Here is a 22,294-nt window from a genome sequence, read left to right as displayed (position 1 = left end):
TCGGTTAGATGACGGCGAACAGAAACGGCCTGGCTTTGTTCACGAGAGCACGGCGACCATCAGCGTGCCGACGGCCCCTGTAGCTTCCCCGCCGACGGGCTCTGGTCTCGTCCCGGGGTGCTTGCGGGACCTGCACGCGGAATTGGACGACGCACTCACGGCGTGGGGCGAGGTCGAGGTGGCCCCTCACAGGCACTACATCGCTTACCGACGGCTGGTGAACGTCGCGTCGGTGATCTTCCGTCCGAAGCACGAAGCGTGAGTGTGTCGACCTGGTTGGGCCACCCCTCCCCGAAGGTCACGCTGGACTACTACGCTCACTTCATGCCTGGCGCAGGCAAGCGCGGGCTGGCCGCGATGGATACGTAGCTCGTGTGATGCGGGATCGAAAGTCCCCGAGAAGTCCCTGGCGCCGTCAAAGACGCCACACAACCGAAGAAACCGCAGGTCACATGGCTACGCGCAACGCCGCCCAGTTGTACGCGGAGTACAAGGAGCCCCTGTACGCCGCTCCCCCGCTGCTGCAGCGCATGGTCGACGCGGGCAGGCTGGGTCGCAAGACCGGCTCGGGCTTCTACCCGTACGCCTGAGGCCGTACCGGAGTGCGGGGCCACGCCGCCCCGCACTCCGTTCCGCTCCCCAGGGCGCCAGGTGCGTCAGCCCAGGCGCAGATGGTGCAGCATCAGCAGCCCGGCCGCCATGTTCGCGGCCGGCACCTCGCCACGGGCGATCATGTCCGGCACCAGCTTCAGCGGCACCCACGCGCGGCGTGACGACTCGAAGTCGTCGGCGGGATGGCCGGTGTAGACGCCCCGGTCGGTCCAGTAGAGGTGATGACGGGCGTCGGTGAGGCCGTTGGACGGTTCGACGGTCAGCAGGTGCTGGAGCGGACCGGGCCGCCAGCCGGTCTCCTCCTCCATCTCGCGGGCGGCGGCGGCTTCGACCGCCTCGCCGTCCTCGACGACACCCGCGGCGAGCTCCCAGCCCCAGCTGTCCGTGATGAACCGGTGCCGCCAGAGCAGCAGCACTTCATTGGCCTCATTGACGACGGTCGCCACCGCCACCGGGCGCAGCCGGATCACGAAGTGGTCCAGGTGGGTGCCGTCCGGGAGTGCGACGTCCGCCAGGTTGACCCGAAACCAGCGGTTCTTATAGACATTTCGTTCGCTTAAGTTCGTCCACTGCACAGTTCTGCCACCTTCCGACAAGTCGATGGCAATATGGCAGCAGTGACGCGCTCACAGGGGAACGCGCAGCGCTCCATCAATGAGAGCAGCCACTTCGTGGGCGCCGCTGAAGCCGCTGTCCAGCAGGTGGTCGCGGACCGCACGCAGCCGGTCCCGCAGCCGTTGCGATTCCATGCCCCCGGCCTGCACCGCCATTTCGGCGGCGGTGGCCACCGCCCGGTCGGCATCACCCTGACGCAGTTCGATCTGGGCGAGCATCGCAAGCCGGTGGACCCGGCCCCGGTCGTGTGCGGGGGCCGCGGCCGCCGCCACGGCCTGCGACCTGGCGGCCGGCAGATCGCCGAGTCTGAGCAGCGCCTCCGCCACTTGTACGTTGACCAGGCCGGGCTGGACATAGCCGGTTTCGTCCGGCTCGGCGCCCGGCCTGATGCGCTCCGCGGCCGACTCCGCCCGCTTGATGCAGGACAGTGCGCTGCCCGCGTCCCCCAGATACGCGTAGGCCTTGCCCTGCATCGCATGCAGATCGGTGCCGAGGGCGGGGGTGAGGTCCTTGCCCGCAGCGCGCAGCGCCGCCTCGGCGAACGCCACCGCCTGCCGGTACTCCCGCATGAACAGCGCCTGATTGACGAGCAGAGCGACGACATACGCGCCGAGACCCCGGTCGCCGCTCGCCTTGGCCAGCCGCAGCGCCTGGTGGAAGTAGCGTTGGGCGAGCCCCTGCGCATTCGAGTCGTAGGCGCAGATCCCGGCCATGGCCACCAAGCCGCCGGTGGCGCGGTGCAGTTGCCGCCCGGTGGCGTCACTGTAACTGCCGCGCAGCAGGGGCGCGGTCTCGAAGTTGAGGAATCCGACGATGCGGGCGCGGGTCGCGATGCCACCCGCCTTCCGGTACATCTGCTCGTAGTGCGCGCGGGCCGCGCGGAGCATCTCGGTGTCGGCGGGGCTGACCCGGGTGGGGCCACTGCGCGATACGTCGATGTCCTCCGGCGGGTTCTCCCACTCCCAGACCGGCAGCACCGCCGGAGTACCGGTCACCGCGGAGGCGTCCAGCAGGTGCGGGCGCTGCTGCTCGTCGGAGCGCCACAACGCCGCCGCCCGCTCCACGAATCCGGAGAGCGGGGTGCCGTGCACCGGCGCGGGGCCGCCCGGCACGCCGAGGCCGATGTCGTCGAGCGTCACGGTGCGGTGCAGCCGCGCGGCGAGCACCTCGCAGAGCAGGTCGGGCACCTGGCCACGTGGCCGCTGTCCCTTCAACCACCGGGCGACCGCGGTGTGTTCGTACCTCAGCGCCAGACCACGGGACGCGCCCGCCCGGTTCACCCGGACGGCCAGGCCGGCGTGGGACATCCCGGCCTCGTCGAGCAGTGCGTCGAGCAGGGTGTTGGGCAGCATGGAGGCCCTCCGGTGGCTCGGTGGGGCACAGCGTAGTGGAGCCGGATTCACACGGGGTGTGAAAGGAGTGCTCGTACCCGGGTGCCCGGGACTCTGCCCCCGTGGGTCCGGCGCCGATTGACTGAACTGCCTCTCAGGAGGCGGCCGGGCCGTCGGCTCCCCCTCGTACAGTGCGACGGCCCGCTCCCGGCGCCGTCCGTCCTGCCGGAACTGCCCGGCACTCCGTGACAGGACGGGCGGCGCACATCGCTCCGGACCGACCGGGCGCCCGGGACCGGTCGTTGGAGAGGACGAGCAGCGCCACATCGTCGGTGAGCCGGCCGCCGGTGTGGCGCAGCAGCGCCCGGTGCACCCCACTGATCACCGAAGCGGGGGTGATCATCGGGGTGGAGGCAGAACGGGCGGGTGAACCCCGGGCGGCCTGTGACAGGGCTTCGTGCAGCGGGAAGAACCGCCCGGCGGAGTCCCGCGCGTCGGTCGCGCCGTCGGTGTGCAGGACCAGCGTCTCGCCGGGCAGCAGCCGCGTGCAGTGGCCGGTGGCGAAAACCGCCGGCAGCGGGAAGGTGCCCAGCGGCGGCAGTGGGTCCTCTCCGCAGAGCTGCTCGACGATCTCGCCGAACCGGTACGGCTCGATTCCGGACGGCTCGAGCTCGTACGGCTTGAGCTTGTAGGGCCACGGGTGTCCACAGTTGATCGCGGACACCGCACCGTCCTCGTCGACTTCGAGGAGCAGCACGGTGACGAATTCCTCGGCCGACGGGTGATCGGGCTCGGCGCCGCCCGCGGCAGGGTGTTCGGAGCGTGCCCGCTCCCGCAGATGACGCTGCAGGGCGCGCTCCAACCGGCGCGCCACCCCGGACAGTTCGGGTTCGTCGTGCGCGGCTTCCCGGAAACTGCCGAGCACCGCGGCCACCGCGCCGATGGCGGCCAGGCCGTGCCCGCGCACGTCACCGATCACCAGCCGCACTCCGTGCGCTGTCCCCAGTGCCTCGTACAGATCGCCGCCCACCGTTGCGCCCCGGGAGGCGGAGAGCTGGCCGGCGGCGACGGCCAGACCGTCGATCCTGGCCGGCAACGGCCGCAGCAGTACCCGCTGGGTGGCGTAGGCGACGGCCCGGACCTGCCGCAACTCCCGTACCGGACCGAGCCGGACGCCGGCGAGCCCACAGCCGACCAGGGCCAGCAGTACGGCACAGAAGATCAGCCTCGGGGCGATCGCTCCGTCACTCACCGGTGGGGAGACCAGCTCCCACCCGACCGTGGTCGCCAGCCAGAATCCGGGGAGTCCGAAGACGACCGTCCTGCGCCACGTCCGCGTGCGGATCACGGCCTGTGCACGGAGCATGCCGTCAGCCCCCTCGGATCCAGATCGGGCGGGTCGATATCGGGCGGGTCGATTCTGTCGGCCGTCCACACCTGATGGCGCACATCACCTGTGCATCTCACCCGAATGAGTGAGGGGCATCTCCGGTGACCCGGACATGCCCCTCACTGGAACCCGTGGATTCCCGCCGCGGATGCCTCCGCCGGTGGCGCGGTGCTACGCGCCGCGCAGCACCGCCCCCGTGCGCTCCGCCGCGAGTGCCACCGCGGCGTCACGGGCCGCCGTCGCCTCGTCGACGGTCAGCGTACGGTCGGTGGCGCGGAAGCGCAGCGCATAGGCGAGGGACTTGTTCCCCGCACCGATCTGCTCACCGGTGAACACGTCGAACAGCCGCAGGGATTCGAGCAGTTCACCCGCTCCCTGGTGCAGCGCGGCCTCGACGTCCGCGGCGGGCACGTCCGCGGGGACGACCAGCGCGACATCCTGGGTCGCCACCGGGAAGGACGAGATCCGGGGGGCGACGGGCACGACGCGTCCCTGCTCCACCACGTCGAGCTCGAGTTCCATCGCGCAGGTGCGCTCCGGCAGGTGCAGTGCCTTGATGACCCGGGGATGCAGCTCCCCGGCATGACCGGCAAGCACCTCCGCCCCATCCACGGTGACGTACAGCGCGGCGCATCGTCCCGGGTGCCACGGTTCGTGGCGGTCACCGCAGACGGTGAGCTCGACGCCTGCTTCGGCGGCGACCGTACGAGCCGCCTCGACGGCGTCCGCCCAGTCGGCCGGGCGGCCCTTGCCCCACCAGCCGGCCTGCTCGCGTGCACCGGCCAGGACGACGGCGACCCGACGCGGCTGACGCGGCAGCGTGGCGTTGAGCCCGGCGATCTCCTCGTCGGTGGGACGGCGGTCGACCGGCAGCCGGGCAGCCGGGTGCTCGTCGCCCGTCAGTGGGGTCTCCCCTGCTCGAACGGAGCTGAGATCCTGGGGAATGAAAACGAGACCGGTCTCGAAGAGCGCGAGGTCGTGCGAACCGCGCCCCGCGTTGCGCCGGAGTGCGGTGAGCAGGCCCGGCAGCAGCGTGGTGCGCAGCGCCGGCTCCTCGTCGGAGAGCGGGTTGGCGAGCTTGACGGTGGTCCGACGGGCGTCGTCGGCGGGCAGACCGAGCTGGTCGAGCACCGCCTCACCGATGAACGGGTAGTTCAGCGCCTCGACGAAGCCCGCACCGGCCAGTGCCCGGCCGACCCTGCGGTGCAACCGCTGCCGGTCGGTCAGCCCGCGGCCGGCCGGCGGCCTCGGCAGCGTCGACGGCAGGTTCTCGTACCCCTCCAGCCGGATGACCTCTTCGGCCAGGTCGTTGGGGTAGGCGAGGTCCGAACGCCAGGACGGCACGGTGACCACGAGCTCGTCCTGCCCGTACACGTCGCAGCCGACCTGCTGGAGGCGGCGGACGACGGTCTCCCGGCCGTACCGGACCCCCGCCACCCGGTCGGGGTGGTCGGCGGGCATCGAGATGGAGCGCGGCGCGGACGGCGCGATGATCTCGGTGACGCCGGCCTCGGCGGTGCCGCCGGCCAGCAGCACCAGCAGGTCGGCGGTGCGCTGCGCGGCAGCCGAAGCGGCCTCCGGGTCGACTCCCCGCTCGAAGCGCTTGGACGCCTCGGAGGGCAGCTTGTGCCGCCGCGCGGTACGGGAGATCGACAGGGCGTCGAAGTGCGCGGCCTCGATGACGACGTCGGTGGTGCCTTGCACCCGGCCGGTCTCGGGGTCCACGGCGGCGTCGGCGATCTCGGTGTTGGCGCCGCCCATCACCCCGGCCAGCCCGATCGGGCCCCGATTGTCGGTGATGACCAGGTCCTCGGCGTCGAGCACCCGCGCGACACCGTCGAGCGTGGTGAACTTCTCGCCCTGTTCCGCTCTGCGCACCCCGATCGGCCCGTCGATCCGGGTGCGGTCGTAGGCGTGCAGTGGCTGGCCGAGTTCCAGCATCACGTAGTTGGTGATGTCGACCGCCAGCGAGACCGGACGCATCCCGGCCTTCTGCAGCCGGCGCTGCAGCCACACCGGGGTGCGGGCCTCGGGGTCGAGGCCGGTGACCGTACGGGCGGTGAAGCGGTCGCACCCTTGCGGGTCGGCGATCTTCACCGGGTAGCCGTGCGCGTTGGGCGCGGGGACGTCGAGCAGCGCGGGGTCGCTGAGCGGCAGGCCGTAGGCCGTGGCCGTCTCGCGGGCGACACCGCGGATGGACAGGGCATAACCGCGGTCGGGCGTGACGGCGATGTCCAGGACCTCGTCGACCAGCTCGAGCAGCTCGATGGCGTCGGTGCCGGTCTCGTGGCCGGGCGGCAGCACGATGATGCCGTGCGAGCCTTCATCTCCCATGCCCAGCTCGTCGCCGGAGCAGATCATGCCGTGCGAGGTCTTGCCGTACGTCTTGCGCGCGGCGATGGCGAAGTCGCCGGGCAGCACGGCGCCCGGCAGGACCACGACGACGTGGTCGCCGACCGCGAAGTTCCGCGCGCCGCAGACGATCTCCTGCGGCTCGCCGGTGCCGTTGGCCATGCCGACGTCGACGGTGCAGAACCGGATGGGCTTCTTGAAGCCCTCGAGTTCCTCGATGGTGAGGACCTGTCCGACGACCAGCGGGCCCTTGAGGCCGGCGCCGATCTGTTCGACCGTCTCGACCTCCAGGCCGACGCCGATCAGCTTGGCCTGCACATCACGGCCGGTCTCGGTGGCGGGGAGATCGACGTACTCCCGCAGCCAGGAAAGCGGGACCCGCATCAGATCTCCATCCCGAACGGCCGGGTGAAACGGATGTCTCCCTCGACCATGTCTCGCATGTCTTCGACGTTGTGGCGGAACATCAGCATCCGTTCGATGCCGAACCCGAAGGCGAATCCGCTGTACTTCTGGGGGTCGACACCGCAGGCGGTGAGCACCTTGGGGTTGACCATGCCGCAGCCGCCGAGCTCGATCCAGCCCTCGCTCGAGCAGGTACGGCAGGGGCGGTCGGGGTTGCCCACCGAGTCGCCTCGGCAGACGTAGCACTGCATGTCCATCTCGGCGGACGGCTCGGTGAACGGGAAGTAGTTCGGGCGCAGCCGGGTGGTCATGTCCTGGCCGAAGAGCGCCTGCACCATGTGGTCCAGGGTGCCCTTCAGATCGGCCATGGTCAGGCCCTCGTCCACGGCGAGCAGCTCGATCTGGTGGAAGACCGGGGTGTGCGTCGCGTCCAGCTCATCGGTGCGGTAGACCCGCCCCGGGCAGACGATGTAGACGGGCGGCTCGCGGTCCAGCAGGGTGCGGGCCTGGACCGGCGAGGTGTGCGTACGCAGGACCACACCGGACTCGTCGGCGGGGCTTCCCGGCCCGGCTGCCGGGTCCTGGACGAAGAAGGTGTCCTGCATCTGCCGGGCGGGGTGATCGGGCGTGAAGTTGAGCGCGTCGAAGTTGAACCACTCCGCCTCGACCTCGGGGCCCTCGGCGACCTCGTACCCCATCGCGACGAAGATGTCCGCCACCCGCTCCATGAACGTGGTCAGCGGGTGCCGGGCACCGGCCGGCATCCGGTCGTGGGGCAGCGTGACGTCCACCGCCTCCTCGACCAGCACCCGCTCGTCCCGCTCGGCCTCCAGCTCCGCCTGACGGGCGGCGAGCGCCTTGTTCACGGCGCCGCGTGCCATCCCCACCCGCTTGCCCGCCTCGGCCTTGGCCTGCGGGGGCAGCGCACCGATCTCGCGGTTGGCGAGCGCCAGCGGTGAGGTGCCACCGGTGTGCGCGGTCTTGGCGTGGGTGAGCGCCTCGAGGTCGCCGGCGGCCGCGAAGGCGGCGAGCGCCTCGTCCCGCATGCGCTCGATCTCTTCAGGTTTCAGTGCCTCGACCTCAACAGGGTCGTACGACTTGTTCGGTGCCGACATCTCTTCCCGTACTTCCGATTGCTGGCTGAGGCGACCTGCTCGCCGACAGCGACGTCAAGGACGCAAACGTGCCAAGGGTCGAGTCTAGTGCCCCTCCTGGCAAGCTTTGCCCCGTAGCGTCGCCCAGCACGCACGCTCCTCACGGGGCAAACATGGCCGGTCGCGGCACTGAACGTCGCCAGGAGGCGGAGAAGCCCGTGGACCCTACTGGGCCAGGTAGGCCGGAGCGCCCACGGGCAGAATAAATCGGAACTCGGCGCCGCCACGGGGTCCGCGGCCGACGGTGATCGTCCCGCCGTGCGCCTCGACTATGCCCTTGACGATGTAGAGGCCGAGCCCGGTGCCCCCGCGTTTGCTGCCGCGCCAGAAACGGGTGAAGACACGGCCCATCGACTCCTCGGGAATGCCGGGTCCTTCGTCGGTCACGGTGACCCCGGTTCCCTTCTCGTCGTTCTTCGCGCAGGCGGCTGCCACGTCGATGGTGACGGTTCCCTCGCCGTGGCGCACCGCGTTTTCCAGCAGGTTGCCGAGCACCTGGTCGACCTTGTCCGGGTCGGCCCAGAGATCCGGCAGCGGCTGCCGGATGCGGACCAGGAAGCGATCCGGGTCCTGTCCGGACGCGGTGTGCGCCTGGACGTGGCGTTCGACGGCCGCGACGACGTCCACGGGCTGGCGGCGCAGCTCCAGGCGTCCCGAGTCGATGCGGGAGATGTCGAGCAGCTCGGCGATCAGCCGGGTGACCCGGTTGGCGTCCGCGTCGACGGTCTCCAGCATCAGCCGCTTCTGGTCGTCGGTGAAGCGCTCCCACTTCGCGAGCAGGGTGGCGGTGAATCCCTTGACCGAGGTCAGCGGCGAGCGCAGTTCGTGCGCGACGGTGGCTATCAGCTCGGCGTGGCTGCGCTCGGTACGCCGACGCGCCTCGGTGCCCCGGATCGAGACCACCAGCCGGCGCACCGGACCGGTGGGGCGCTCGCGTAGGTACCGTGCGGAGACCAGCACCTCGCGGCCCCCCGGCAGCAGCAGATTGCGCTCCGGCTGGCCGTAGCGGATGGCCAGACCGCCGTACGGGTCGGTGAGAGTCCACCAGCGGCGGCCCTTGAGATCCTCCAGGGGCAACGCCTGCTCCAGCGGGGCACCGAGGGCAACGGCTTTCGGCACCGCGGTGATGCGGGCGGCGGCGGCGTTGAAGCAGATGATCCGGCCCCGGGCGTCGGCGATGACCAGGCCGTCGGGGAGATCGTCGGGGTCGACCCCGGAGCCTGCGACCCCGATCGAACCACTGGAACTGCCCGAACCGTGTGAACTGCCCGACATCCCCGTACCCCACCTCTCCGAATACCGCAGTGGGCCCCCGAGTTCGTCACCCTACTAGGTGGAGGTGACGGAGCGGCACCCTCCGGAAGCGCGCTGCGCACGCGCCGACGCATAAAGGCATACGGCGGCGGCGGTCGCGAGGTTCAGACTCTCGGCCCGGCCGTGGATGGGAACGCGGACCACCGCGTCGGCCAGCGCGCGGGTCTCCGCGGGCAGCCCCCAGGCCTCGTTGCCGAAGATCCACGCGGTCGGCCCGCCCATGGTGCCCGCGTCGAGCTCGGCGTCGAGGTCGTCGTCGCCCGCGCCGTCGGCGGCCAGGATGCGCACGCCGGCGGCCTTCAGGCCGGCCACGGCCTGCTCGACGGGGACGCCGACCGCCACGGGCAGATGGAAGTGCGAACCGACCGACGCCCGCACGGACTTGGGGTTGTAGAGGTCGACGGAGGCGTCGGTGAGGACCACCGCGTCGGCCCCCGCCGCGTCGGCGCAGCGCAGTACGGTGCCGGCGTTGCCCGGATCGCGGACGTGTGCGAGGACCGCGACCAGCCGGGGCCGCGCGGCGATGATGTCCTCGATGGGCGAGTCCAGGAAACGGCAGACACCGACCAGGCCCTGCGGGGTGATGGTCTGCGAGAGCTCGGCGAGCACCTCGTCGGCGGCCAGGTGGACCCGCACCCCGGCGGCCCGCGCCGCCCGCACGATCTCGGTGTACCGCTCTGCCGCCTCGGCGGTGGCGAACAGCTCGGTCAGGGTCGGCTCGCCGTTGAACCGGTGAGCGACTGCCTCCCGTACGGCCTGTGGCCCCTCCGCGAGGAACCGGCGTTCCCTGGTACGGAAGTTGCGCCGGGCCAGCCGCTTGGCGGCGGCGACGCGCGGAGAACGCGGGGAGATCAGCTCGGCGGGGGTGCCCATGGTCGGCGTTTCACCTTACGTACGGGGTGCGGACGGCGGTCTGCGGTCCGGCGGTCCACCTGCGGAACCGCGGGAGTGCGGAACACAGCGGACCCGCAGACGGTGTCCGTCTGCGGGTCCTCCGATGGAAGAGCTCGCCTGGATCAGGCAGCGGTCTTCGGCGCGTTGACGTCGCTCGGGAGCGCCTTCTGCGCGACCTCGACCAGCGCGGCGAACGCGTTGGCGTCGTTGACGGCCAGCTCGGCGAGGATCTTGCGGTCCACCTCGATGTTGGCGGCGTTCAGACCCTGGATGAGGCGGTTGTACGTCATGCCGTTCTGGCGGGCAGCGGCGTTGATGCGCTGGATCCACAGCCGGCGGAAGTCGCCCTTGCGCTTCTTGCGGTCGTTGTAGTTGTAGACCAGGGAGTGGGTGACCTGCTCCTTGGCCTTGCGGTACAGGCGCGAACGCTGACCACGGTAGCCGCTGGCGGCTTCGAGGATTGCCCGGCGCTTCTTGTGGGCGTTGACTGCCCGCTTGACGCGTGCCACTTGTTAACTCCTTGTAGCGGGGCCGCGGTGGGACTCACACGGCCCGGAAACGAATTGGTCCCGGTCCGATGTCGCGCCTCCGGTGGTCACCGGGGGCTGCGGCATCACTTGCCGAGAAGCTTCTTGACCTTCTTGGCGTCGCTCGGGGCCACCGTGACCGTGCCGGTCAGCGAGCGGGTCTTCTTCGACGACTTGTGCTCGAGCAGGTGGCGCTTGCCGGCGCGCTCGCGGAGCACCTTGCCCGAGCCGGTGATCTTGAAGCGCTTGCTGGTACCGCTGTGCGTCTTGTTCTTCGGCATCGCGCCGTACTCTCCTCGTCAGTGACGCTCCCCCGGTGCGGGCACCGGACAGCAGGAGCGTCAGTTCGTTGGTATGGGTTCCGGACCGGACCACCTCGGGACCGCCTGGGTGGCGGCCCCCGCGGTCACGCTTCGGAGGATGTCTCGGCCTTTTCGTCGGCCGCTGCCTCGGCCGGAGCCTCGGCAGCCTCGCCCGTGGCCTCGTCGGTCGCGTAACCCTGGCGCTCCGCCTTACGGGCGGCCTGGGCCTCGCGAGCCTCGGCCATGGCCTCGGTCTTCTTCTTGTGCGGGCCGAGAACCATGATCATGTTTCGGCCGTCCTGCTTCGGGTTCGACTCGATGAACCCGAGCTCCTCGACGTCCGAAGCAAGGCGCTGAAGCAGCCGGAAGCCCAGCTCGGGGCGGGACTGCTCACGACCACGGAACATGATCGTGATCTTGACCTTGTCGCCCTGCTTGAGGAACCGGACGACGTGACCCTTTTTGGTGTCGTAGTCGTGCGGGTCGATCTTCGGTCGGAGCTTCATTTCCTTGATGACCGTGTGCGCCTGGTTCTTGCGCGCCTCACGTGCCTTCATGGCCGACTCGTACTTGAACTTCCCGTAATCCATGAGCTTGCACACGGGCGGACGGGCGGTCGCCGCGACCTCGACCAGGTCGAGGTCGTACTCCTGTGCCAGTTCCAGGGCCTTGGCAAGCGGCACAATGCCGACCTGCTCGCCGCTGGGTCCGACAAGTCGCACCTCGGGAACGCGAATCCGGTCGTTGATGCGGGGCTCGGCGCTGATGGATCCTCCTCGGTAGCACCACACGACTGTCTGGCAGACAGCCGCGTAACGTCTGTTTAGACAGACCAACCGCTCGGAGGTACGAAAAAATGCCCCGGACGGGACACAGGCGGAAGCTCCTCTACTACCGGAGCACCGCCGCGTCTACCGCGGGGCGCGCATCGGGTGGCTTCCATCGTCCGTACGGAACGATGGGCACCACCTGACCGGTGACCCGCCGTCCCGAGGGACAGCCAGGTGGGAGATCGGAGCCTCCACTTGTGGGCCGGACACACAGGTGTCCGACCGGTCGTTACGCAAGGTTAGCACCTCGCCGCGGTTCGGACCAACCGGCGGAGACCGGTCCTCCGCGCGGGCGCTCGCGGGGCTGCGCATATCGTAGGCGCCATGAGCGACGCGACCCCTCCTCCCGACTCCCCCGACTCCCCCGACCTCTCCGGCTCCGCAGCGGATGCCCCCGGCTTCGACGCCATGACCCGCGACATCGCGGACGTCCCCGCGGTCGAGGTGATCACAACGGTCGCGGTGCATCTGATGAGCTCGGCGGCGGTCAACCTGGGCCTGGCCGAGGACGGCGAGCAGCACAAGGACCTCGACGAGGCGCGGAAGCTGATCCAGGCTCTGGCCGGTCTGATCACCGCAAGCGCCACGGAGATCAGCACCTTCCACGCGGCGCCGCTGCGCGACGGGCTGAAGTCGCTGCAACTGGCCTTCCGCGAGGCCTCCGCGGTGCCCGACGAGCCGGGAGAGGGACCCGGCGAGAAGTACACCGGGCCCGTCCGCGGCTGAGAAGCTGTTGCTTCCGAGCGTCAGACCCGGTCGGCCTGCGCGGCCGGCAGTCCGACCGGGTGGGTGAACCGGTGTGCGTACGCGGCGACCGCCCCGCCGACCAGGGGGGCGACCAGGAACAGCCAGAACTGGGCGAGGGCCGAGGTGCCGGCGAAGACGGCCGGGCCGAGGCTTCGCGCCGGGTTCACGGACGCACCGGTCAGCGGGATGGCGATCAGGTAGACGCCGGCGAGAGCCAGTCCGATCGGCAGACCGGTCGCGCCGGTGATCGTCAGCCGGTCGGTCACGGCAAGGAAGACGAAGACGAACACGAAGGTCAGCACGAACTCCGCGAGGAAGGCGCCACCGGTGGTGATGTGCAGCGTCGACCTGTCGCCGTAGCCGTTGCTGCCGAACGCCCCGTCGGTCTTGAGTCCCGGCACCTGGTGGGCGAGCAGGTAGAGGATCGCCGCGCCGACGATGCCGCCGACCAGTTGCGCCACCCAGTACTCCACTGCGGTGCGCACCTTCATCCGCCCCGCCATCAGCATGCCTAGCGTGACCGCCGGGTTGATGTGACAGCCCGAGATCGGGCCCAGCGAGTAGACCAGCGCCAGCATGGTGAAACCGAAGCAGAGCGCGATGCCGAAGGCACCGATGTACTCACCGGCGAGAACCGCGGCACCCACCGCGACGAAAACCAGCAGCAGAGTTCCCAGGAACTCGGCGACGATCTTCCGCGTCTCCGTCTCCATAGTTCACACCTCACGAAGATTGTCGGATTTCACCGCAATTATTCGTCTTCGTGGCCAGGTGTGCCTGTCGGGATTCGCTGGGTGACGATCCGCGGGCCGGGATCAGCGCTCGAACAGCGCGGCATTGGGGGCCGGCGCCTCGGCCGGCAGCAGCGCGAGATCGAGTCCTCGCACCAGCCGGGCGCGCAGCACCTGGTCGGCCGCGAGCGCACCGGCCACCCGGTGGGCCGCCGCCACCCGGTCGGCGCCGGGCGCCAGGACGAGGGCCAGTGTTCCGTCGGCCCGGCCCGGTCCCAGATGGGCTCGGAGCACGTCCGGCTGGGCTGCGACCACGCCGCGCACCGCCTCGGCCACGGCCGGGTCATCGAGCGGGTCGGTGCTGGTCCGCCCCTCGGCCAGGGCAAGCAGCGCGGCGCCCGTCAGCTCGTACGGAACCGGACCCGCCAGATCCAGCAGAAGCGTGTCGGCCCGTTCGTGGGCGGCGGCCTGCAGCGCCTGGTGCAGCGGTACGGCAACCGGGCGCGCCTGCGGGTCCCACCGGGCCAGCGACTCGGTGGACGTGAAGGCGGGCAGCGCCTTGCGGTCACCGGCCTGCAAGGTGGGCACGGCCATGTCGCTGTTCTTCTCGGTACGCAACCCGTCGCGGATCTCCGTCTCACCGAGCACCGCGACGACCGGCACCAGCAGCCGGGCGCCCCGGAGGGCTTCGAGCACCGCGGGCTCCGCCGACCTGTCCTGCGACCAGTCGGCGAGTGCCGAGGTCAGCCGGGGGTCCGCAGTGCCGTCGTCGTCGGAGAAACCGGAGTCCGGAATGTTCTTGAGCGCCACATCCCGAGCCTAGCCGCCGCCCGCGGCGTGCCGGATCGGGGGCTTCTTCTCACCGCACGTTCAGCTCGCGCACAGTGCTCACCCAGGCGCGCTTCCTACGGTCCCGACCATGAGCCCACCCAGACCTCACATAGCCGCGGCGGCCTCGCTCGCCCTGCTGTTGACCGGCTGCACCTTCTCGGCCGTGCCCACCGCGATGAGCTCGCCCGTATCGTCGGCGCCGGCGCCCGCCACCGGCTCCGGCGCCGTTTCCGTCCCGAGCGAGGAGCCGAGCGAGGAGCCGACCGTGGATCTCGACGCGAAACTGGCCGCGGCGCTGCGGCCGGCGGCCGGCGACGCGTCGCTGTCGGCCGCGGTGCTCGACACGGAGAGCGGGGCGACCGCCGCGTACGGGCAGCGCGGTTACGACACCGCGAGCATCGTGAAGGTCGACATCCTCGCGACCTTGCTGCTCCAGGCGCAGGACGCGGGGCGGCGGCTCACCACGGAGGAGAAGACGTACGCCACGGCCATGATCGAGCACAGCGACAACGCATCGGCCACCGCGCTGTGGAACACGATCGGCGGTGCGAAGGGACTGAACGCCGGCGGACAACGGCTCGGACTCACCGGGACCACGGGCGGCGAGGGTGGCGAGTGGGGGCTGACGCAGACCACTGCCCGGGATCAGCTGACCCTGCTGATGGCGGTGTTCGGTACCGGCTCCCGGGCCGGCGGTGAGTCCCCGCTCAGTGCGGCTTCCCGCAGTTACCTCACGGGCCTGATGGGCCGGGTGGAGGCCGGTCAGCAGTGGGGCGTCTCGGCGGCCGGCAGCAGTTGTGCGCTCAAGAACGGCTGGCTCCCGCGGAGCGCCACGTCGCTGTGGGACATCAACAGCATCGGCCGGGTGACCGCGAACGGCCGCACCTACCTGATCGCCGTGCTCTCCGACGGCCACACCACCATGGCGGCCGGCATCTCGAAGGTCGAGGACGCGGCACGGGCCGCCGTCACAGCGCTCGCCGGTACCGGCTGAAGCCGGTTCCCCGCCCGCCCGTCGTGCCACCGCTGCGCCCGCCCCGCCACAGCACCGCGCCACCGACCAGCACCAGCACGCCGGTGGTGCCCGCCAGCGGGACCAGCCAGCCGGCCGGTCCTCCACTGCCGGACCGCGCGTCGGGACCGGGGCCGAAGTACTTCTGCCCGTACGCCGCGGCCTCCGTACGGGTGTTCGCGGGGGTGAGCTTCGCCGCTGCCTTCAGCGCGGCCGCCGGATCGACGATGCCGTACCCACGGGCGTCGTCACGGCCGCCCTGCGGAGCGTTACGGGCCGTGTCGGTGAGCAACTTCTTGATCTGGACCGGGGTCAGGTCCGGGTACGCGGCGCGGACCAGTGCGACGGCGCCGGACACGAAGGCGGATGCCGCGCTGGTGCCCCAGCCCAGGTAGTACTTGTGGTCGGGATCGGCGATCACCACGTCGTCGCCGGGTGCGCTGACCGTCGCGTACCAGTGGCGGGTCGAGAAGGAGGCATGGGTGCCGTACCGGTCGACCGCGGTCACCGCGATCACGCCGGGATAGGCGGCCGGGTAGGAGACGGGGTCGCCCTCCTCTCCCTTGTTGCCGGCCGACACGACGACCACCACGCCCTTGGCCAGCGCGTACTGGATCGCCGCGTCCTGGGTGGGCTCGGGGTGGGCAGAGGCGCTGTCGTCGCCGAGCGACAGATTGATGACGTCGGCACCGTGGTCGGCCGCCCAGCGGATGCCGTCGGCGAGGGCGCCGCCCCGGGAGGCGTGTGCCTTCTTGATGGCCGGGTCGCTGCCCTCGAGGATCACCCGGACCGGCAGGATCCGGGCTTCCGGCGCGATCCCCATGACACCGTCCTCGCCGCCCGGCCCGTGGCCGTGACCGGCGATGATGCCGGCCATCGCGGTGCCGTGGCGGGCCCAGGAGCGGTCGCCGCGCCGGGCGCCGAACCCGATGAAGTCCTTGCCCGTGAGCACCTGTCCGGCGAGATCGGGGTTGCTGTTGTCGACTCCGGTGTCCAGCACGGCGACCGTGACACCCTTGCCCTTGGTGGTATGCCAGGCCTGTCGGGCGTGCATGGACTCCAGCGCCCATTCCTGCGCACGGATGGAGTCGGCGTGGGCGGGGACGGCCGGCAGCACGGCACAGGCCACCGCGGCCATGGCGGAAGCCAGTGCGATCGGTCCTCGGCGTCTCATCAGGGCTGCTCCGTGGCTGTGGCGGCGTTCTTCCGCAGGGCGCGTTCGACCCGCTCCTCGATGCCCTTGGCCTCGTGCCCGAGCCCCGCCTGGGCGGCGGCCGTCGTCCCGGAGGGCTGCATCGCCTGCGCGGCCGGCTGCGGCTCGGTGATCTTGCGTCCGTCCGCGAAGCCGGACACCGCGTACACCACGACCGGGGCGTCGGTGAGGACGCTGATCGTCCAGCTCGCGCGCTGCTGGTCACCGAAACCGGCCGCGACGGTGAACTTCACCGGGTAGGTGCCGGGCAGCAGATCGGTGCGTTCGCCGAGCTTTTCGGTGGTGAACCGGGCGTGCAGCGCGGTCATGGACGCCGGGTCCGCCTCGGTGAAGACCATCCCGACCGTGGTGACGTCACTGCTGGTCGCATCCGTGTAGGTGGCCCGCAACAGCCGGACGCAACCGACCGGTTCGAGCGCCTTGAGCAGCAACGGGTCCAGTTTCCCGCGGCAGGTGGAATCGGGGGCCACCCCCAGCCGGGTCCAGGTGCGGTCCGCGCCACCGGGGCCCGCACCGGTGCCCTCGAGGGTGCGCGGAAAGAGGGTGTCGACCGGAAGGCTGTGCCAGAGGCCGCGTTCGGTGGCGAATCCGGCGCGGGGGTCGGCCGCCCCGGCTTCGCCGCTGAGCACACTTCCGGCGACCGCTCCACCGATGAGCCCCAATCCCAGCACCGCGCAGGCCGCGACGGCCACTGCCCTGCCGGGGTAGCGGGCGGCGACCGGGCGGAGCCGGGTGGTGGCCTCCGAAGGGGTCTCGGGAGAGCCCGGACGCGGCGGTGCGTAGACGGTGGGAGGGCCGGCGCCGGGCCGGGGCGTGAGATCGACCGCGCCGACCGGCCTGCGGCGGGTGGGCGGCGGCGTCGCCGGGCGGGGCGGTATGCGCGGCGGCGGGAGATATCCGGCGGTGGTGTCTGCGGCGGATCGCGCTTCGCGGGCGGGTGGTTCACCCGCGGGGCCCGCGGTGGGCGGCTGCCCGGGCCGATCGGCGGGCGCTTCATCGGCGCGGGGCACGTCGGCGGCGGGCAGGTCGGTGCGCGGATCGAGGCGCGGTGGCTCGACGATGGGCCGCAGTCGGGTGGTCGTCTCGACGGGGCTCTCGCCCGCGGCGCCCGTGACCGCCGTGGTGTCCGTGACCGCCGTGGTGTCCGCGCCGTCGGCGGGGGGTTCCGCGGTCTTCCGTGTCGGCGGCTCCGCGGGGCGCGGCGGAAAGGACGGGAAGGGGGCACGTCGCGCCTCGGTACTCATCCGCCCCCCTGTGCGTCTGGCTGTACGTCTGTCTGTGCGTACGCCTTTGCGTCCGCGCACGTCCGGCCGGTCGTGGGGCCGGCGCCCCGCTCGCGTGGCGCCGCCTGTTCGCCTTCCGATGCGGGCCCGTCCGTCACTCTACGGGCTGGCGGCCGGCCTGCGGGAACTGCACGGTACGCCCGGGGTATCTGCCCAGAACGTCCCCCTACCCTCCGGTAATCATGTCTGGCAGGCTTCGCTCATGACGCCCCGTGCTGCTGACCGGACCCGATACGACCGAGCCACCGCCGCTCTCGACGCTCCGTTGGCGATCGTTGATCTCGAAGCCTTCGACGCCAACGCCGACGACCTGGTCCGTCGCGCGGCCGGCAAGCCGATCCGGGTGGCCAGCAAATCCGTACGCTGCCGCGCCCTGTTGGAACGGGTGCTGGAGCGAAACGGCTTCGCCGGGCTGATGTCCTTCACCCTCGCCGAGTCGCTGTGGCTGGCACGTTCGGGTTTCGATGACGTCCTGCTCGCCTACCCGTCGGCCGACCGCGCCGGCTATGCGCAACTGGCGTCCGATCCCAAGCTCGCCGCGTCGGTGACCGTGATGGTCGACGACCCGGCTCAGCTGGCGCTGATCGACGGAGCACGGGACGGCGGTCGCGAGGAGATCCGGGTCTGTCTGGAGCTGGACACCTCGCTGCGGCTGCTCGGCGGACGGGTACGCATCGGGGCGCTCCGCTCCCCCTTGCGCGATCCCGCTCAACTCGCCGAACTGGCCAGGTCGGTGGCGCGCCGCCCGGGTTTCCGGCTGGTCGGCCTGATGGCGTACGAAGGCCATGTGGCCGGTGTCGGCGATTCGGTCGCCGGACGTCCGCTGCGCTCGGCAGCGGTGCGGCTGATGCAGACGGCGGCTCGCCGGGAACTGGCCGCACGGCGCGCCGCGGTGGTGCGTGCCGTACGGGCGGTGGTTCCGGAGCTGGAATTCGTCAACGGTGGCGGCACCGGCAGCGTCCAGCACACGGCGGCGGAGGAAGCGGTGACCGAGATCGCCGCGGGCTCCGGGCTGTATGTGCCGCGGTTGTTCGACAACTACACCTCGTTCGCCGGGCGTCCCGCGGCGCTCTTCGCGATGCCCGTCGTGCGGCGGCCGGGCGTCGGCGTGGTGACGGTGCTGGGCGGCGGTTACCCGGCGTCGGGGGCTGCGGGGGCGGACCGGCTGCCCGTGCCGTATCTGCCCGAGGGCCTGCGCTACGACGCGCAGGAGGGCCCCGGCGAGGTGCAGACGCCGCTGCTCGGGTCTCCCGCCGATGATCTGCTGATTGGTGACAAGGTGTGGTTTCGGCATGCGAAGGCCGGGGAACTGTGTGAGCGCTTCGACGCGCTGCGACTGATCGAGGGCGAACGGGTGAGCGCGACGGTACCGACCTACCGGGGAGAGGGGCACACCTTCCTGTAGGCGCGACCCCGCGGGTTACTCGCGGCCGGACTCCCGGCGTCCTCGGACGACTCGGTCTCAGGGGCCGACGCTACTGCCGACCCCGCCGTTGGTGGAGTCACCGATGGGGCGGATCCCCCGGGTGATGGAGTCCATGGTGCTGAGCGGTGGTCCGTCGGGCCCGGCGTCGAAGGCGAAGCGCACGACGACGATCGACTCCGAGCCGACCGACGAGGGCACGGCCAGCGTCTGGACGTAACCGCCCGGGCCCGCGCCGGTTTTCACCCGCCACCTGATCAAGTAGCCGGTGCGGCCGGCGACCGGGACGGACGCGGACTTGATCTCGGTGTGCGAGGTGATGCCGTCGTAGGGCAGATTTCCGACGATGTCCCTGTCGTACGAGCGGTTCGCCGCATCCTTGATGTCCGCCTTGGCGACGGCCTCGGCCGTGGTGAGGTCGGTCTGCGTCGCGGTGCGCGAGGTGACCGTGCCGTGCCAGCAGAACGACGCCGTGTCCCCGGGGCACTCGTAGGAGTGCTCGGTCCGCATGGTCGTGACGTCCTCGACCGTGTTGTCGGGCTTCTCCCAGCCGTTCGGGATCGGCAGTGTGATGCCGTCGAGCTGGTCGACGAGCAGGGCGGGATCGTTCGTCGGCGGCGCACTGGCGGTGGGGGCGGTAGGGGTGTCCTTGGCGTCCGCACGGGTGGCCGGGGACGAACTGCCGGTCGCGATCGTCGGCTTCCGGCCGCCGTCGTCCCGGCCCGCGACGACGACACCGACGACCACCGCGGCGACCAGGACCACCCCGGTCGCGGCGATCACCGCCGCCCGGACACCGCTGCCGGCCCGCGGCGATGCGGGTTGCGGCGCCTCTCCGAAGTGCCGGGAGGCACCGGACTGCTGGGAGCCGCCGACCTGCTGGGACGGGCCGAACTGCGACGCCGGTCCGAACTGCGGCGGCTCCGGCTGCTGTACCGGCGCACCGAACTGCTGGGGTGCGCCGGTGAGCGGACGGGTGGCCGCGGTCCAGGCCGTGCCGTCCCACCACCGCTCGGTGGCAGGCAGGGAGGCATCCGGGTACCAGGCGGGCGGAGTCGCATGGGTCATTCGGCCACTCTAGAGTTCGGCGCTCCGGGCAGGCTCCTGGGCCCGGCAGATGGACTCGGGCCGGTCACGAGAGCGGCGTCACATATGCCCCGGAGATCCCGCCGTCCACCAGGAAGTCGGTGGCGTTGACGAACGAGGAGTCGTCGCTGGCGAGAAAGGCCACCGCCGCCGCGATCTCGTCCGCCTCGGCGAACCGGCCCACCGGGATGTGGACCAGCCGGCGTGCCGCCCGCTCCGGGTCGCTGGCGAACAGCTCCTGCAACAGCGGGGTGTTCACAGGTCCCGGGCAGAGCGCGTTGACCCGGATCCCTTCCCGGGCGAACTGCACGCCCAGCTCGCGGGACATCGCGAGGACCCCGCCCTTGGAAGCGGTGTACGAGATCTGGCTGGTGGCGGCGCCCATGACGGCGACGAAGGAGGCGGTGTTGATGATCGAGCCACGTCCCTGACGCCGCATGTACGGGATGGCTGCCTTGCAGCAGAGGTAGACCGAGGTGAGGTTGACGTCCTGGACGCGTCGCCAGGCCTCGATACCGGTGGTGAGGATCGAGTCGTCCTCCGGCGGCGAGATGCCCGCGTTGTTGAAGGCGATGTCGACCGAGCCATAGGTGTCGTACGCCGTCCGGAAGAGCGTGTCGACCTGGTCGGCATCGGTGACGTCGACCCGTACGAAGGTGCCGCCCGCTGCCTCCGCGGCCGCCCGGCCCGCCCGTTCGTCGATGTCGCCGCAGACGATCCGGGCTCCCTCCGAGGCGAGGCGGCGCGCCGCGGCAAGGCCGATGCCGCTGCCGCCGCCCGTGATGACGGCTGTGCGGCCGACCAGGCGCCGGCAGACCGGTGATTCTTCGGTCATGGTGGGTCATGCCTCCGTACTCATGAAGACGTTCTTGGTCTCGGTGAACGCGGCGAGAGCGTCGGGGCCCAGTTCCCGGCCGAGTCCCGACTGCCGGTAGCCGCCGAACGGTGTGCAGTAGCGGACGCTGCTGTGCGAGTTGACCGACAGGTTCCCGGCCCTGACCGCTTGGGACACCCGCAGGGCTCGGCCCACGTCGCGGGTCCAGATGGAGCCCGAGAGCCCGTAGTCGGTGGCATTGGCCAGCCGGATCGCGTGGGCCTCGTCCTCGAAGGGCAGCACCACGGCGACCGGGCCGAAGACCTCTTCGGTGGCGGCCGGGGAGTCCGGCTCCGCCTCGGTGAGAACGGTCGGCGGGAACCAGAAGCCCGGCCCGGCGGGTGCGCTGCCGCGCAGGGCGGGCGCGGCAGCGGGGACATAGGACCGTACGCGTTCCAGCTGGCCCCGGGAGATCAGCGGCCCCATCTGCGTCTTCTCGTCCGCGGGGTCACCGACCAGGACCGATTCGATGGCGGGAGCGAGCAGCCCGACGAAGCGGTCGTACACGGAGCGCTGGACCAGAATGCGGGTCCGGGCGCAGCAGTCCTGGCCCGCGTTGTCGAGGAAGGACATCGGGGTGGCGGCCGCCGCCACTTCGATGTCGGAGTCGGCGAAGACGATATTGGGGCTCTTGCCACCGAGCTCGAGGGTCAGCCGCTTCACCCGGTCCGCGCAGCGGGCCATGATCTGCTTACCGACCCGGGTGGAGCCGGTGAAGACGATCTTCGCAACGCCCGGGTGCTCGACCAGGGCGCTCCCCGTGATGTCGCCCGTTCCGGGCAGCACCTGGAAGAGATGCTCGGGCAGTCCGGCGTCCAGGGCGAGTTCGGCGATCCGGAGCGCGGTGAGCGGGGTGGTCTCGGCCGGCTTGAGCAGGACGGCGTTTCCGGCGGCGAGAGCCGGCGCGGTGCCCCAGGCCGCGATCGGCATGGGGAAGTTCCACGGCGCGATCACCCCGACCACGCCGAGCGGTTCGAGAAGGGTGAGGTCGATGCCACCGGCGACCGGGATCTGGCGGCCGGTCAGTCGTTCCACTCCGCCGGCCGCGTAGTCGAGCAGGTCGCGGACGTTGCCCGCCTCCCAGCGGGCGTTGCCGATGGTGTGACCGGCCTCACGGACCTCGAGTGCGGCCAGTTCCTCGCGGTGTTCGTCGACCGTCGAGGCGAAGCGCCGCAGCAGCCGGGCGCGGTCGGCGGGTGCTGCGGCGGCCCATCGGCGTTGCGCGGTGGCCGCGGCCGCCACCGCGGTATCGACCTGGTCGGCTGTAGTGCCCGGGAGGGTGGCGATGACCTCGCCGGTGGCCGGGTTGAGTACGGATTGCTGATGCACTGCCATCCTTACGGTCGCGCGAAGCACTCGCTCGGAGCT

General features: G+C 71.1%; 21 protein-coding genes and 1 pseudogene. 5 read left to right on the top strand and 17 right to left on the bottom strand.

Going from position 1 to position 22,294, the window contains the following annotated elements; all coding sequences use genetic code 11:
- Nucleotides 1-61: 61 nt before the first annotated feature.
- Together AB0M87_RS19125 and AB0M87_RS19120 are read left to right on the top strand one after the other, a co-directional pair.
- A pseudogene (locus AB0M87_RS19125) lies at nucleotides 62-259 on the top strand (hypothetical protein); the annotation flags it as partial.
- Nucleotides 260-377: 118 nt separating this feature from the next.
- Nucleotides 378-590 carry a 3-hydroxyacyl-CoA dehydrogenase family protein gene (locus AB0M87_RS19120; RefSeq protein WP_365854802.1) on the top strand — a complete coding sequence of 71 codons (213 nt, stop codon included), beginning with the start codon at nucleotides 378-380 and terminating at the stop codon, nucleotides 588-590.
- Nucleotides 591-656: 66 nt separating this feature from the next.
- Here the strand turns inward: AB0M87_RS19120 and AB0M87_RS19115 are convergent, their stop codons facing one another.
- The 10 genes from AB0M87_RS19115 to infC form a co-directional block, all read right to left on the bottom strand.
- A complete protein-coding gene (locus AB0M87_RS19115; protein ID WP_365854335.1) occupies nucleotides 657-1,187 on the bottom strand; it encodes an NUDIX domain-containing protein in 531 nt (176 codons plus the stop codon).
- A gap of 51 nt (nucleotides 1,188-1,238) precedes the next feature.
- On the bottom strand, nucleotides 1,239-2,579 hold the full coding sequence (locus AB0M87_RS19110) for a transcriptional regulator (protein WP_365854333.1): 1,341 nt from the start codon (nucleotides 2,577-2,579) through the stop codon (nucleotides 1,239-1,241).
- Between the two features lie 133 nt (nucleotides 2,580-2,712).
- The gene (locus AB0M87_RS19105) at nucleotides 2,713-3,924 is read right to left on the bottom strand and encodes a PP2C family protein-serine/threonine phosphatase (RefSeq protein WP_365854331.1); all 1,212 of its coding nucleotides are present in this window, start codon (nucleotides 3,922-3,924) and stop codon (nucleotides 2,713-2,715) included.
- 195 nt (nucleotides 3,925-4,119) lie between these two features.
- A complete protein-coding gene (gene pheT / locus AB0M87_RS19100; RefSeq protein WP_365854329.1) occupies nucleotides 4,120-6,684 on the bottom strand; it encodes a phenylalanine--tRNA ligase subunit beta in 2,565 nt (854 codons plus the stop codon).
- The gene (pheS, locus tag AB0M87_RS19095) at nucleotides 6,684-7,820 is read right to left on the bottom strand and encodes a phenylalanine--tRNA ligase subunit alpha (RefSeq protein WP_365854327.1); all 1,137 of its coding nucleotides are present in this window, start codon (nucleotides 7,818-7,820) and stop codon (nucleotides 6,684-6,686) included. Before pheS ends, pheT begins: the two co-directional genes overlap by 1 nt.
- A 204-nt stretch (nucleotides 7,821-8,024) precedes the next feature.
- Entirely contained in the window at nucleotides 8,025-9,134 is a 1,110-nt protein-coding gene (locus AB0M87_RS19090; RefSeq protein ID WP_365854325.1) for an ATP-binding protein, read from the bottom strand.
- A 54-nt stretch (nucleotides 9,135-9,188) separates the two neighbouring features.
- Nucleotides 9,189-10,046, bottom strand: coding sequence for an RNA methyltransferase (locus tag AB0M87_RS19085; protein ID WP_365854323.1), 858 nt, complete (start codon nucleotides 10,044-10,046; stop codon nucleotides 9,189-9,191).
- Nucleotides 10,047-10,189: 143 nt separating this feature from the next.
- Nucleotides 10,190-10,576 (bottom strand): 50S ribosomal protein L20, encoded by a 387-nt coding sequence (gene rplT / locus AB0M87_RS19080; RefSeq protein WP_365854321.1) that lies wholly within the window; start codon nucleotides 10,574-10,576, stop codon nucleotides 10,190-10,192.
- A 104-nt stretch (nucleotides 10,577-10,680) separates the two neighbouring features.
- Nucleotides 10,681-10,875 carry a 50S ribosomal protein L35 gene (rpmI, locus tag AB0M87_RS19075; RefSeq protein WP_365854319.1) on the bottom strand — a complete coding sequence of 65 codons (195 nt, stop codon included), beginning with the start codon at nucleotides 10,873-10,875 and terminating at the stop codon, nucleotides 10,681-10,683.
- Between the two features lie 125 nt (nucleotides 10,876-11,000).
- The gene (infC, locus tag AB0M87_RS19070) at nucleotides 11,001-11,687 is read right to left on the bottom strand and encodes a translation initiation factor IF-3 (protein ID WP_365854317.1); all 687 of its coding nucleotides are present in this window, start codon (nucleotides 11,685-11,687) and stop codon (nucleotides 11,001-11,003) included.
- A gap of 447 nt (nucleotides 11,688-12,134) precedes the next feature.
- On the opposite strand from infC, the gene AB0M87_RS19065 reads away from it, so the two are divergent.
- Nucleotides 12,135-12,452, top strand: a complete 318-nt coding sequence (locus AB0M87_RS19065) for a DUF1844 domain-containing protein (protein ID WP_365854800.1) — start codon at nucleotides 12,135-12,137, stop codon at nucleotides 12,450-12,452.
- 20 nt (nucleotides 12,453-12,472) lie between these two features.
- Here the strand turns inward: AB0M87_RS19065 and AB0M87_RS19060 are convergent, their stop codons facing one another.
- Entirely contained in the window at nucleotides 12,473-13,186 is a 714-nt protein-coding gene (locus AB0M87_RS19060) for an MIP family channel protein (protein WP_365854315.1), read from the bottom strand.
- Between the two features lie 102 nt (nucleotides 13,187-13,288).
- On the bottom strand, nucleotides 13,289-14,014 hold the full coding sequence (locus AB0M87_RS19055) for an SseB family protein (RefSeq protein WP_365854313.1): 726 nt from the start codon (nucleotides 14,012-14,014) through the stop codon (nucleotides 13,289-13,291).
- A gap of 109 nt (nucleotides 14,015-14,123) precedes the next feature.
- Here AB0M87_RS19055 and AB0M87_RS19050 point away from each other — a divergent pair, with 109 nt between their 5' ends.
- Nucleotides 14,124-15,029, top strand: a complete 906-nt coding sequence (locus AB0M87_RS19050; protein WP_365854311.1) for a serine hydrolase — start codon at nucleotides 14,124-14,126, stop codon at nucleotides 15,027-15,029.
- On the opposite strand, the gene mycP is transcribed toward AB0M87_RS19050, so the two are convergent.
- The gene (gene mycP / locus AB0M87_RS19045) at nucleotides 15,004-16,221 is read right to left on the bottom strand and encodes a type VII secretion-associated serine protease mycosin (RefSeq protein ID WP_365854309.1); all 1,218 of its coding nucleotides are present in this window, start codon (nucleotides 16,219-16,221) and stop codon (nucleotides 15,004-15,006) included. The two genes, AB0M87_RS19050 and mycP, sit on opposite strands and share 26 nt — an antisense overlap.
- Nucleotides 16,221-17,504: a hypothetical protein gene (locus AB0M87_RS19040; RefSeq protein ID WP_365854307.1), complete on the bottom strand. Its 1,284-nt coding sequence runs from the start codon at nucleotides 17,502-17,504 to the stop codon at nucleotides 16,221-16,223. The genes mycP and AB0M87_RS19040 overlap by 1 nt, the downstream gene beginning before the upstream one ends.
- A gap of 241 nt (nucleotides 17,505-17,745) precedes the next feature.
- Between AB0M87_RS19040 and AB0M87_RS19035 the strand changes: the two genes are divergently transcribed.
- Entirely contained in the window at nucleotides 17,746-18,948 is a 1,203-nt protein-coding gene (locus AB0M87_RS19035; protein WP_365854305.1) for an amino acid deaminase/aldolase, read from the top strand.
- A 57-nt stretch (nucleotides 18,949-19,005) separates the two neighbouring features.
- Here AB0M87_RS19035 and AB0M87_RS19030 read toward each other — a convergent pair whose 3' ends face one another.
- The 3 genes from AB0M87_RS19030 to AB0M87_RS19020 all read right to left on the bottom strand — a co-directional run bounded on the left by AB0M87_RS19030 (nucleotide 19,006) and on the right by AB0M87_RS19020 (nucleotide 22,261).
- On the bottom strand, nucleotides 19,006-20,034 hold the full coding sequence (locus tag AB0M87_RS19030; RefSeq protein ID WP_365854303.1) for a DUF2510 domain-containing protein: 1,029 nt from the start codon (nucleotides 20,032-20,034) through the stop codon (nucleotides 19,006-19,008).
- A gap of 64 nt (nucleotides 20,035-20,098) precedes the next feature.
- The gene (locus AB0M87_RS19025; protein ID WP_365854301.1) at nucleotides 20,099-20,887 is read right to left on the bottom strand and encodes a 3-oxoacyl-ACP reductase; all 789 of its coding nucleotides are present in this window, start codon (nucleotides 20,885-20,887) and stop codon (nucleotides 20,099-20,101) included.
- A gap of 6 nt (nucleotides 20,888-20,893) precedes the next feature.
- On the bottom strand, nucleotides 20,894-22,261 hold the full coding sequence (locus AB0M87_RS19020) for an aldehyde dehydrogenase family protein (RefSeq protein ID WP_365854299.1): 1,368 nt from the start codon (nucleotides 22,259-22,261) through the stop codon (nucleotides 20,894-20,896).
- Nucleotides 22,262-22,294: the final 33 nt, after the last annotated feature.

This window comes from Streptomyces sp. NPDC051320, assembly GCF_040682175.1.
GTDB lineage: Bacteria > Actinomycetota > Actinomycetes > Streptomycetales > Streptomycetaceae > Streptomyces.
Note: the sequence above shows the minus strand (reverse complement) of the source record. Positions and strands in the feature narration are given on the sequence as shown.